Origin of the sequence: Prevotella sp. ICM33 (assembly GCF_000517825.1) — a bacterium.
Classification (GTDB): domain Bacteria; phylum Bacteroidota; class Bacteroidia; order Bacteroidales; family Bacteroidaceae; genus Prevotella; species Prevotella melaninogenica.
This window is the reverse complement of the sequence record NZ_JACD01000063.1, coordinates 32,765-43,792: the sequence shown is the minus strand read 5'-3', so window position 1 is coordinate 43,792 and position 11,028 is coordinate 32,765. Positions and strand designations below refer to the sequence as shown.

General features: G+C 43.8%; 12 protein-coding genes. 9 read left to right on the top strand and 3 right to left on the bottom strand.

Annotation, left to right across the window (positions count from 1 at the left end; translation table 11 throughout):
• Window positions 1-7: 7 nt before the first annotated feature.
• Window positions 8-2,614, top strand: a complete 2,607-nt coding sequence (locus tag HMPREF1505_RS07495) for a zinc-dependent metalloprotease (RefSeq protein ID WP_081722941.1) — start codon at window positions 8-10, stop codon at window positions 2,612-2,614.
• A 543-nt stretch (window positions 2,615-3,157) separates the two neighbouring features.
• Here the strand turns inward: HMPREF1505_RS07495 and HMPREF1505_RS07490 are convergent.
• Genes HMPREF1505_RS07490 through HMPREF1505_RS07480 form a run of 3 tightly spaced genes read right to left on the bottom strand, consistent with a single transcriptional unit; the run spans window position 3,158 to window position 4,050 of the window.
• The gene (locus HMPREF1505_RS07490; RefSeq protein ID WP_036924201.1) at window positions 3,158-3,466 is read right to left on the bottom strand and encodes a hypothetical protein; all 309 of its coding nucleotides are present in this window, start codon (window positions 3,464-3,466) and stop codon (window positions 3,158-3,160) included.
• Between the two features lie 4 nt (window positions 3,467-3,470).
• The gene (locus HMPREF1505_RS07485; RefSeq protein ID WP_036924199.1) at window positions 3,471-3,824 is read right to left on the bottom strand and encodes a phage holin family protein; all 354 of its coding nucleotides are present in this window, start codon (window positions 3,822-3,824) and stop codon (window positions 3,471-3,473) included.
• 10 nt (window positions 3,825-3,834) lie between these two features.
• Window positions 3,835-4,050: a YtxH domain-containing protein gene (locus tag HMPREF1505_RS07480; RefSeq protein WP_004360299.1), complete on the bottom strand. Its 216-nt coding sequence runs from the start codon at window positions 4,048-4,050 to the stop codon at window positions 3,835-3,837.
• A gap of 232 nt (window positions 4,051-4,282) precedes the next feature.
• Here HMPREF1505_RS07480 and HMPREF1505_RS07475 point away from each other — a divergent pair, with 232 nt between their 5' ends.
• From HMPREF1505_RS07475 to rplT, 8 genes are all read left to right on the top strand, one after another.
• Window positions 4,283-4,777 carry an SPOR domain-containing protein gene (locus HMPREF1505_RS07475; RefSeq protein ID WP_036924197.1) on the top strand — a complete coding sequence of 165 codons (495 nt, stop codon included), beginning with the start codon at window positions 4,283-4,285 and terminating at the stop codon, window positions 4,775-4,777.
• Window positions 4,778-5,197: a Holliday junction resolvase RuvX gene (ruvX, locus tag HMPREF1505_RS07470; RefSeq protein WP_036924194.1), complete on the top strand. Its 420-nt coding sequence runs from the start codon at window positions 4,778-4,780 to the stop codon at window positions 5,195-5,197. It abuts the gene before it with no gap.
• A 153-nt stretch (window positions 5,198-5,350) separates the two neighbouring features.
• Window positions 5,351-5,911, top strand: a complete 561-nt coding sequence (gene def, locus HMPREF1505_RS07465; protein WP_036924191.1) for a peptide deformylase — start codon at window positions 5,351-5,353, stop codon at window positions 5,909-5,911.
• Window positions 5,912-5,915: 4 nt separating this feature from the next.
• Entirely contained in the window at window positions 5,916-6,530 is a 615-nt protein-coding gene (locus tag HMPREF1505_RS07460) for a tetratricopeptide repeat protein (protein WP_036924188.1), read from the top strand.
• A gap of 475 nt (window positions 6,531-7,005) precedes the next feature.
• Complete coding sequence (gene thrS, locus HMPREF1505_RS07455; RefSeq protein ID WP_036924186.1) at window positions 7,006-8,955, top strand: threonine--tRNA ligase; 1,950 nt, start codon at window positions 7,006-7,008, stop codon at window positions 8,953-8,955.
• A 649-nt stretch (window positions 8,956-9,604) separates the two neighbouring features.
• Window positions 9,605-10,285: a translation initiation factor IF-3 gene (gene infC, locus HMPREF1505_RS07450; protein ID WP_009436028.1), complete on the top strand. Its 681-nt coding sequence runs from the start codon at window positions 9,605-9,607 to the stop codon at window positions 10,283-10,285.
• Window positions 10,286-10,398: 113 nt separating this feature from the next.
• Window positions 10,399-10,596 (top strand): 50S ribosomal protein L35, encoded by a 198-nt coding sequence (rpmI, locus tag HMPREF1505_RS07445; RefSeq protein WP_009436018.1) that lies wholly within the window; start codon window positions 10,399-10,401, stop codon window positions 10,594-10,596.
• Window positions 10,597-10,632: 36 nt separating this feature from the next.
• Window positions 10,633-10,977 (top strand): 50S ribosomal protein L20, encoded by a 345-nt coding sequence (rplT, locus tag HMPREF1505_RS07440; RefSeq protein WP_004383393.1) that lies wholly within the window; start codon window positions 10,633-10,635, stop codon window positions 10,975-10,977.
• Window positions 10,978-11,028: the final 51 nt, after the last annotated feature.

Sequence of the window (11,028 nt, the reverse complement as noted above, 5' to 3'; positions counted from 1 at the left end):
TCAGTTAATGCGTCGCATACTATTACTTCTGCTTCTCTTCGCTATGGTGGCTACATCGGGAGCGGCTTTCCCGTTTTCAAAACGTAAGAAGAAGGCGCAGAGCACACAAACAGAAAAGAAATCGGCTTACGAGCGTGCCCTCACCGAGCAATTAACGGAGTCGGTGCGTGGTAGCTTTGTCTCGTTTCATAAGACTGACGGACGTATATTGATGGAGCTTCCGAAGCAGTCTTTGGGTCGCGACATGATTATTGGTGTAACCATTTCGTCAGTGTCAAATCCTAAGATGGGCGACTTAGGCTTTAAGAATTCCAACTTAGTGCATGTACGCTTCATAGAGAAAGATAGTTCTGTGGTAATGCAGGTGGTAAATACCGACTTGTTTGTGCCAAAGAATCAGCCCTCAGCTACGCTTGCTGCAAGGCTGAATTATGATAATCTTGATTTCTTTTCATTCCCTATTAAGGCACATAACGACTCCACCGGAGCCGTGCTGTTCGATGCTTCGTCCTTTATTCTAAAGGAGAATCGCTTCTTCCCAGTGATTGCTAAGAATGTAGGGTCGTACACTGTAAACTCATCTTTGAAAGATAATCTTACAAGAGTGACGAAACTAAAAGTCTTCGATGAGAATGCCTGTGTCGGTATGGATAGGCATTACATCATTAGTCTCTCTGGTAAGAAAGGTTCGCCTATCACCAACTATCCCGTAACGATTGGCGTAAACTTTACGTTAGCACTGTTACCAAATGACTTGATGACACCTCGTTTGAGTGATACACGTGTGGGAATGTTTCTTATGAATAAGGATGTTCTTAAGAAGGACGGGTCAATTGATAAAGCTACATTCGTTAAGCGTTGGCGACTTGTACCGAAGGATACAGCTGCCTACTTTGCGGGCGAACTCTGCGAACCAACAAAGCCAATCGTCTATTATGTAGAGAATACATTCCCTCCACTTTGGAAACGAGCTATCAAAGCTGGTGTTCTATGGTGGAATAAGGCTTTCGAACGTATTGGGTTTAAGAATGTCATGCAGGTGGCAGACTTCCCTGAGAACGACCCTAATTTCGATCCAGATAACTTCAAGTATTCTTGTATCAGATACTTACCTACTGACGTTGAGAATGCTATGGGACCTTCGTGGACCGACCCTCGCACAGGAGAAGTAATCAATGCTACCGTCCTTGTTTATAATGATGTTGTAAACACGATTAACAACTGGCGATTTGTTCAGACGGCACAGATTGACCCTCGTGCACGTGCAGCGCAGATGCCTGACAGTATTATAGAGGAGACACTCGAGTATATTATTGCCCACGAGATTGGTCATACGCTTGGATTTATGCACAATATGGCAGCATCTGCAGCACTTCCAACCGACTCGCTGCGTTCTCCTGCCTTCACGCAAAAGTATGGTACAACGGCTTCCATCATGGATTATGCACGTTTTAATTATGTTGCACAACCTACTGACTACGGCGTTAAACTTACTCCACCGCATCTTGGTGTCTATGACTACTATGCTGTTGAGTGGGCTTATAAACTTTTCCCTGGTTCGAAGGGGTTTGAGGATGATGCGAAACAGCTGCGTTTGTTGGCTGAAAAGCATGAAGGCGACCCTTTCTATCGTTATGGCTTACAGCAAACGGGAACGAAGTATGACCCTTCTGCTATTGAGGAAGACCTCGGTGACGATCCTGTAAAGTCGTCTACCTATGGTATGGATAATCTTCGAATGATTCTCAAGAACCTTGATCATTGGATTGGTGATGAGGATGGCGATAGTCGTAAGGCTGAGTTATATAATGAGGTGCTGTCTCAAGCTATGCATTATGTACGTAATGTTAGTATTAATGTTCCTGGTATCTACCTCTATCAAACAAGCGAGAAGTCGGGCTTACCACGCTATAAGGTTGTGCCTAAGACTAAGCAAAAAGAGTCTGTGCAATGGCTTCTGAAGCAAGCACGCACGTTTGCGACATTAGGTAACGATACGATTGAGAAGAAACTACCATTCGGAGCAAACAAGCCTTTTAAGATTTTAGCTCGTGATGTGCAGTCGCTTGCTATGATGGCAACGTCAAAACTTGCTATTTCTTATTATCTTGACTCTACCTCTTACTCACCAATTGAGTATATGGAGGATGTTTATCAAGATGTCTTTGGCAAGACGATTGCTAATAAAGAGAATCTTTCGGTGGCTGACCTCTCTATGCAACGACTCTATGTCGACTTATTGCAAGAGGGTGTTTCTGATATGAAGCAAGCACCTAATGTTCATAATCTTCAGATACCTTCGACTTCTGTAAATAGTGTTATTACGAATATGTTACGAAGGAACGAGGCTGGAAAAGAGCATGCGGAATGTTGTTATTTGGCAGACAGACAGCGAAGTTTAGGTGATGATACTCATTTTCTTAACTTCGGTAATGGTTATGGTGAGCCAGAACCTTTGTGGGGAACAACTGTCAACCGCACTTCTGAATTCCAATTAGAGTATGCGCAGAAGTTGCTTTCTTTGTTAGAAACAACCATTCCACGTGTTTCTTCTCCTGATTTAAAAGCACATTATATGCTTCTTGAAAAGCGTTTGAAGAAGTATTTGAAATAATAGAATTCTTCAATTCGATAAACTAAGCTCTAATATTATAAAGTACACAGAGTCTACTTATAGTTTGCAGTTAAATCTTACGTAGGGAATAAGAATGTTTATACTCGGAAAAAAGTTTACATAAATTCAAGGCCTGTGTAAGTAAAAGCTAAGAAAAGGAGCTTTTCTTCCGCCTTGGTAACTAAAAGATAATCAGATAGTTGTAAAATGGCGTGTGTAAAGGTGCTTAATAAGGTTCTTAAAGGGCGTTAGTAAGACTTCAATTAACGCCCTTTAGAAGTGCTATAAGGCATCTTTTCATGTGCAAAAGAGCGTAGATTGAAAACGAAGATATGAAAAAACAGGACAAAGACGTCTTCATTGTCTCTGCTTTTGTATGAACGAGACTTTTATTATCGCTCGTAAAAGTTGCAGAAAGCAAGTAATTTTAGAGGGTGAAAGACGTGCTTTCTCTCATTTTAATAATAGTGATAATGCTTATTAGTAATAGAAATAATGCTTATCAGCAGGAAGTTTCCACCACTTATTTAGCTGCCTCCTTGCTTATTTCTTTTTCTTTTTGAATAAGCTGAACTTATTATTAAAGGGTCCTGATGCATGCTTACCACCAAACATACGATAGAGTTTCCACGTAAGGATAAGTCCATCCAATACATTCGCACCAACATTGAATGCACCAGAGAAACGCTGGGTAGGTGTGTTCTTGTCTTTCGGCTTATGCATAAGCTCATTCCACAACCCCGCAATCTTGTTGCTATCCTTGGTCAAGTCTGTACGCAGCTGCGCCTTGCGCAAAAGTATGTCGTTCAGCGACCTATAATTGGTTCCAAAGTGAGTGGTCTGTTCAGTCATAAGCTTATTTTGACATTAAGAGACTTCCCAAGAATCTTACCAATGGGCGTTCAATAAGTCTGTGACGCAGTAAGATAAAGAAGATGAGCAGCAGCAAATAGCCACCACCAACAATGAGGAAAGCCCAAATAAGTGAGCCCACCAATGACTGCAATGCAAAGGCTGCAGCAAAGGAGAGATAAATTAGGGATATTAATAAGATAGTGCAGAAGACAACTATGATTGTAATCACGGTCAGTAATCGCACGACCTTTTCAATTACATCGAGCTTCATGTACTCTGACTGAAGCCCGATATAATGCTTTAGCACCTCTACGAGTTGTGCTATTGTTTCTACGTTCTTATCGTTTGAGAACATCCTCTATAATTTAGATAGCGTCTGAAGCTGCATCCTTGATATCCTCAACGAAATCCTCAGCTTCCTTACGGCTGAGCTTGATATCATGCTTCTTGCAGAAATCGTCAACAGCATCAGAAATCTTTGAACGTGTGTCTGTACCCTTCTCTGGAGCCAAAAGAAGTCCGAGAGCTGCGCCTGTGATGCTACCACAGAGGAATGCGCAAACATAACCTAATGTCTTCATAATCTCTTATTTTTTATTGTTAATGAATAGTTCTTTCTTTATCAATGGCAAATATAGCTAAAGTTTTGCATATTAGCAATAGATAGGAAGTATTTTTGTGTTAAAAATCTTACAAATAGTTTATTTAACAAACTTTATTGACGCTGCTTTCTTACTTCTGCTTCTTATTTTGTAACTTCGCACGATAATTACATAGTAAATTAATAGTATAATCAATAAAAACTAAGGGATTATGAAGAAATTTATGGTTTTGGGCGCAGCTATGTGTGTGGCAATGGCTTTCACTGGCTGTAAGTCAAGCGAGAGTGCATACAAGAAGGCTTACGAGAAGGCTAAGTCTCAGGAGCAGAATACTACCACAAATACTGATGACAACGCAACTCAGCAGGACGCTGTTGTAGCTCCAGTAGAGACTCAGCCAGTTACGCAGGCTCCCGTTGTTGATAATTACGACAATGAGCCAGTACGCCGCGAGACTGTTTCTGTTGTAAATGGTTCTGGTTTGAAGGCTTACAGCGTAGTTGTTGGTTCATTCGGCGTTAAGTCTAATGCTGAGGGCTTGCAGCAGCGTTTGAAGAATGCTGGCTACGATGCTCAGGTTGCTTACAATGCTGGTAACAATATGTATCGCGTTGTTGCTTCTACTTATGACAGCAAGGCTTCAGCTGTTCAGAGCCGCAATCAGCTCCGTGCTACTTACGCTGATGCTTGGTTGCTCTCTCGATAAATGAGCAGAATTTTAGCGATAGATTACGGTAAAAAACGTACAGGATTAGCAGTCACCGACCCATTGTGCATCATCGCCAATGGGTTGGCGACTGTTCCTACGTCTGAACTTTTTGAGTTTTTGAACCAGTATATCGCAAAGGAAGCGGTCAGCCAGCTTGTCATTGGCAAACCTATACAGCCCAATGGTCAGCCGAGTGAGAACCTCGCTCGTGTGGAGCAATTTGTCAATCGTTGGCACAAGGCACACCCAGAGTTGCCTATTGATTATTATGACGAGCGCTTTACGTCGGTTATCGCTCATCAAGCAATGATTGCGGGTGGGGTTAAGAAGAAGACCCGCCGTGAAGATAAGGGACTTGTTGACGAGATTTCGGCAACAATTATCCTGCAAGATTATATGAGGTCCAAGGGGCTTTAATCCATTTGAAGCTTATGTTTGTTAAGCTTCGAAACGTTTGGAAATCAGACTCGTAAAGCCTTGAGCCGTTTGATTATTAAGCTGATAGAGCTTTGCGCTATTTGATGATTAAACTTGTTGGACACCTATTAAGTTTAAAAGAAAGAAAAGAATATGGTATTACCCATTTACACATATGGTCAGCCAGTGTTGCGAAAGGTAGCCGAGGATATCCCCCTCGATTATCCCGACCTCCAAGAGCTGATACAAAATATGTTTGAGACCAACACCGCCAGCGATGGTGTTGGTTTGGCAGCGCCACAGATTGGTAAGTCTATCCGTGTCGTTGTTGTCGACTTGGATGTGCTCTCAGACACCTTCCCTGAGTATAAAGACTATCGTCATGCATTCATCAATGGTCACATCCTTGAGTATGATGACTCTGAGACGGAGACCTTGGAAGAGGGATGTCTCTCTCTGCCAGGTGTTCACGAGAGTGTGACACGTGCAAAGCGCGTCTACGTAAAGTGGTATGACGAGAATCTCGTTGAGCATGAGGAGTGGATTGAAGGCTATCTTGCTCGAGTTATCCAGCATGAGTTTGATCACCTCGAAGGTCGTGTCTTCACTGATCGTCTCTCGGCATTCCGCAAGCAGATGATTACCAGCAAGCTCAAAGCCCTTCTGCAGGGAAAAGTTCGCTGCCACTATCGTGTGAAGGCTCCACGTAAGTAAGCCTATGTTGCGTGGTATCGTAGTATCCTTGCTTTGCCTATTGGCATTACCGTCAGCAGCCCAATACAACGTCAAGAAGATGATGGAGGAGGGGAGGCGGACGCTTGATCAGGGATACTACGTTACTTCCATGCAGATTTTCTCCCGTATCGTTGCCCTCAAACCAAATCTATACGAGGCTTGGTATTTGATGGCATTGTCAAAGTATCACCTTGAAGACTATAAGGGTGCTGGTGATGATTGTCGCCGTGCTTTGACTTTACAGCCCTATATTGCTGATATCTACGAACTTTATGGTATGTCTAATATCCATGTGGAGCGTTACGACAGTGCTATCGTAGCCTTTTCTCATGCCCTTGATATAACCCCCGACAATCGCGACTATTGGTTTAATCGTGCTTATTGTCTCTATCAAGTGGGTGACAGCAAGGCTGCTCTTCAGCAACTTGATTATATCCTTAAGCGATGGAAGACCTTCGATGCTGCCACCCAACTTCGTGCCGACATCGTAGCGGGTAGGAAGCCAAAGCAACAGCCCATGAAACCTAATGCTTCGCAATTTTACAAGCTACCGAGTCTTCGCATTGAAAGTGATGACAAGCGTCCGTTGAAGCTTTGAACTTCATCTATCCTTTGACCTTTGAGCATTGAACTTTGAACTTTATGATTTGTACTATTACCTTTGAACTATTACCTTTGAACTTTGAGGTTTGAACTTTGAACTTTATGATTTGTGACTACGAATTTCTCTAATTACGCTAACATTATTGCGATGTAATTCGTGTCATTCGCGTAATTCGCAGTTAACTTTTTGATTAGCACTACGAATGGCACTAATGTCACGAATCATTATTGCTAAGTAATTCGTGTCATTCGCGTAATTCGTAGTTAACTTTTTGATTTACGTTTAACCCCTAAGCTACATCGCTAATCATAATTCTGAATTGTGAATTATGAATTCTGAATTATAAAAGTAATCACAATTATGAATTCTGAATTGTGAATTATGAATTTTATTTGGATTATGAATTATGAATTCTGAATTAAAAGTATTACCTTTGCCACATATTTGATTTATAAAACTAATTTGTAGTATGGTTAAAATCACTTTCCCAGACGGTTCCGTTCGTGAATACGAGCAGGGCGTAACTGGTTTTCAAATCGCCGAGAGCATTTCGCCGGCTCTCGCCCGTGACGTTGTATCTTGCGGTGTAAATGGCGAAACAACAGAACTCAACCGTCCTATCAATGAGGACGCTACCATCGCACTTTACAAGTTCGATGACGAAGAAGGTAAGCACACCTTCTGGCACACTTCTGCCCACCTCCTCGCTGAGGCTTTGCAGGAGCTTTACCCAGGCATTCAGTTCGGATTCGGACCAGCTGTTGAGAATGGTTTCTTCTATGACGTGATGCCTGCAGAGGGTCAGACAATCTCTGAGAATGACTTCCCAAAGATTGAAGAGAAGATGCGCGAACTTGCTAAGAAGAACGAGCAGGTCGTTCGTCATGATGTCTCTAAGGCGGATGCTGTTAAGGAGTTTACTGCCGATGGACAGGAATACAAGGTGGAGCACATCGTAGAGGACCTCGAGGATGGCACTATCTCAACATATTCGCAGGGTAACTTCACCGACCTTTGTCGTGGTCCGCACCTCGTTTCTACAGGTGCTATCAAGGCTGTCAAGATAACCAGCGTTGCTGGAGCTTTTTGGCGTGGAGATGCTAAGCGTGAGCAGATGACACGTATCTATGGTATCACCTTCCCTAAGAAGAAGATGCTCGACGAATACCTCGAGATGCTCGAAGAGGCTAAGAAGCGCGACCATAGAAAGATTGGTAAGGAAATGGAACTCTTTATGTTCTCTGACCGTGTCGGTAAGGGCCTTCCTATCTGGTTGCCAAAGGGAACACAGTTGCGCTTGCGCCTGCAGGAGCTCTTGCGTCGTCTCCTCCGTCCTTACAACTATCAAGAGGTTATCACACCAGGAATCGGTGGTAAGAATCTCTACGTAACTTCTGGTCACTATGCCCACTACGGCAAGGATGCGTTCCAGCCAATCCACACACCAGAGGAGGACGAGGAGTATATGCTCAAGCCAATGAACTGTCCTCACCACTGTGAGATTTACGCTTACAAACCACGTTCTTACAAAGATCTTCCACTGCGTATCGCAGAGTTTGGAACCGTATTCCGCTACGAGAAGAGTGGTGAGCTTCATGGACTTACACGTGTTCGCACCTTCACGCAGGACGATGCGCATATCTTCGTACGTCCTGATCAGGTAAAGGCAGAGTTTGAGAACAATATCGACATCATCCTCAAGGTGTTCAAGACCTTCGGTTTCGATAACTACGAGGCACAAATTTCCCTCCGCGACCCAGAGGATAAGGAGAAGTATATCGGCTCTGACGAGGTATGGGAAGAGAGCGAAGCAGCCATTAAGGAAGCATGCGCAGAGAAGGGTCTCAACGCTCGTGTAGAGCTTGGTGAGGCAGCATTCTATGGTCCTAAACTCGACTTCATGGTGAAGGATGCTATCGGTCGTCGTTGGCAGCTCGGTACTATTCAGGTAGACTATAACCTCCCTAACCGCTTCAAACTCGAATATACAGCAGAGGACAACTCTAAGAAGACACCAGTGATGGTTCACCGTGCACCATTCGGTTCACTCGAGCGTTTCACTGCCGTTCTCATCGAGCACACCGCAGGTCACTTCCCACTCTGGTTGACACCTGATCAGGTTGCCATCCTCCCAATCTCTGAGAAGTATAACGACTATGCTCAGAAGGTGAAGGCTTACTTCGATGCTCACGACGTACGTTCAATCATGGACGACCGCAACGAGAAGATTGGTCGTAAGATTCGCGACAACGAGCTCAAGCGTGTTCCTTACATGGTTATCGTTGGCGAGAAAGAGGCAGCCGAGGGTCTTGTGTCAATGCGCCAGCAGGGTGGTGGCGAGCAGGCTACTATGACAATGGAAGCCTTCGCAGAGCGTATCAACAACGAGGTAGCTGAACAGCTGAAGGGGTTGGATTAGAAAAAAAATAACAACTCGCAACAAGCAGCCCCTCCCCCTTGCCCCTCCCCCGTAGGGAGGGGAGTGAATACCGCGACATCCCTATAATGTTGGGTATATAGTGGAATGATAATCACTTATTTGCAGGGGGAGAACAGAAGTTGGAAGTCCTTCGCTTTAGAGGCTAACATATTAATGACCCTTGTGGTCTCTCTTCTCTTCTAATTAAGGGGGGAGGAGAATCCCTTATGCGGCATCCTTTAGTGGGTGCCGCTTTTTATTTGTGAACTCTTTCCCCTTTGAACTTTGAGCATTGAACTCTTTTCCCTTTGAACTTTTTGATTAGCACTACGAATGGCACTAATGTCACGAATCATTATTGCGAAGTAATTCGTGCAATTCGCATAATTCGCAGTTAACTTTATGATTTGCGTTTACCTCTTGAGTTATTTCGGTAATCATAATTATGACGTACTGATGAGAACTTCGTTCGAATAATTATTTATTCTTGATTATAACTTGCTATCTGCACTCCTCCCCCTTCGGGGAGGTTGGGTGGGGCTTTATTTTCCTCTTTATGTGAAAAATATAACTAAAACGCTTGGATAATCGGTTGGAAAATAGTAACTTTGCACGCGTTTAGCGAATTTAAACACATTAAAATAGTTGAATGAAGAATGACAAAATGAAAATGAAGTACCGCGTGAACGAGCAGATTCGCGTTCGGGAAGTACGTGTGGTAAGTGATGATGGAGCTGAGGTTATGCCTACGCGAAAGGCGTTGGAATTGGCTCAGAAAGAGGGAGTTGACCTTGTGGAGATTTCTCCTAATGCACAGCCACCAGTTTGTCGTATCATCGACTATTCTAAGTTCCTCTACCAGCAGAAGAAGCATCAGAAGGAGATGAAGCAGAAGCAGGTTAAGCAGGAGGTGAAGGAGATTCGTTTCGGTCCTCAGACGGATGAGCACGACTATAAGTTTAAGCTCAAGCATGCGCAGGAGTTCCTCAATGCAGGTAATAAGGTACGCGCATACGTGTTCTTCCGTGGTCGTTCGATTCTGTTTAAGGAGCAGGGCGAGGTGTTATTGCTTCGTTTCGCCAACGATCTTGAGGAGCTCGCAAAGGTAGAGCAGCTTCCGAAGCTCGAAGGCAAGAAGATGTTCCTCTATCTTGCACCTAAGAAGGCAGGTGTTGCCAAGAAGAGTCAGCAGAAGCGCGACCGTGAGGAGGCAGAGGCTGGCGCAAAGGCAGGAGCTGAGGGCGTCAGCGAGGAGCCAAAGACGGATGGCGGTTTGTTTGCCAACGCTAAGAATGGTGCTGACGCATTGAAGAAACTGAATATTGACTAACGCCCGTTGGGTGTCTCCTCGTTATGAGGGGCGACATGGGCAACCTGTGCGTAACGTCCTGGTATATACGTTGCCACAGATGAATATAAATAACAATTTTAAATTTTACAAAAATGCCAAAACAGAAGACAAATTCCGGCGCAAAGAAGAGATTCACGTTCACCGGTACTGGTAAGATTAAACGTCATCACGCTTACCACAGTCACATTCTGACTAAGAAGACAAAGAAACAGAAGAGAAATCTTGTTCACCAGACGCTCGTGGATGGTACAAACTTGAAGCAGGTACGCGACTTGCTCAGACTTCGTTAATTCATTAGTCAAACAAATTAAAAGGAAAGAAAAACTATGCCAAGATCAGTCAATCATGTTGCTTCAAAAGCAAAGAGAACAAGAATTCTGAAGCAGACTAAGGGTTACTATGGTGCCCGTAAAAATGTTTGGACGGTAGCAAAGAATACCTATGAGAAGGGTTTGACTTATGCTTATCGTGACCGTCGTAACAAGAAGCGTAACTTCCGCGCATTGTGGATTCAGCGTATCAACGCTGCTGCTCGTCTTTATGATATGAGCTACAGCCAGTTGATGGGTGCATTGCACAAGGCTGGTATCGAGATCAACCGTAAGGTGCTCGCTGACCTCGCTGTTAACAATCAGGAAGCTTTTAAGGCTATTGTTGACAAGGTAAAGTAAATTAATGACGCTCACGAACGTGGGCACTCGTTATAACGGAATGGAAGCTGT

Coding starts and splice junctions, on each gene's coding strand:
- ruvX (WP_036924194.1), top strand. CDS start 4,778: ATGAGCAGAATTTTAGCGATAGATTACGGTAAAAAACGTACAGGATTA.
- HMPREF1505_RS07480 (WP_004360299.1), bottom strand. CDS start 4,050: ATGAAGACATTAGGTTATGTTTGCGCATTCCTCTGTGGTAGCATCACA.
- HMPREF1505_RS07490 (WP_036924201.1), bottom strand. CDS start 3,466: ATGACTGAACAGACCACTCACTTTGGAACCAATTATAGGTCGCTGAAC.
- HMPREF1505_RS07485 (WP_036924199.1), bottom strand. CDS start 3,824: ATGTTCTCAAACGATAAGAACGTAGAAACAATAGCACAACTCGTAGAG.
- thrS (WP_036924186.1), top strand. CDS start 7,006: ATGGTTAAAATCACTTTCCCAGACGGTTCCGTTCGTGAATACGAGCAG.
- rplT (WP_004383393.1), top strand. CDS start 10,633: ATGCCAAGATCAGTCAATCATGTTGCTTCAAAAGCAAAGAGAACAAGA.
- HMPREF1505_RS07460 (WP_036924188.1), top strand. CDS start 5,916: ATGTTGCGTGGTATCGTAGTATCCTTGCTTTGCCTATTGGCATTACCG.
- def (WP_036924191.1), top strand. CDS start 5,351: ATGGTATTACCCATTTACACATATGGTCAGCCAGTGTTGCGAAAGGTA.
- rpmI (WP_009436018.1), top strand. CDS start 10,399: ATGCCAAAACAGAAGACAAATTCCGGCGCAAAGAAGAGATTCACGTTC.
- infC (WP_009436028.1), top strand. CDS start 9,605: ATGAAGAATGACAAAATGAAAATGAAGTACCGCGTGAACGAGCAGATT.
- HMPREF1505_RS07495 (WP_081722941.1), top strand. CDS start 8: ATGCGTCGCATACTATTACTTCTGCTTCTCTTCGCTATGGTGGCTACA.
- HMPREF1505_RS07475 (WP_036924197.1), top strand. CDS start 4,283: ATGAAGAAATTTATGGTTTTGGGCGCAGCTATGTGTGTGGCAATGGCT.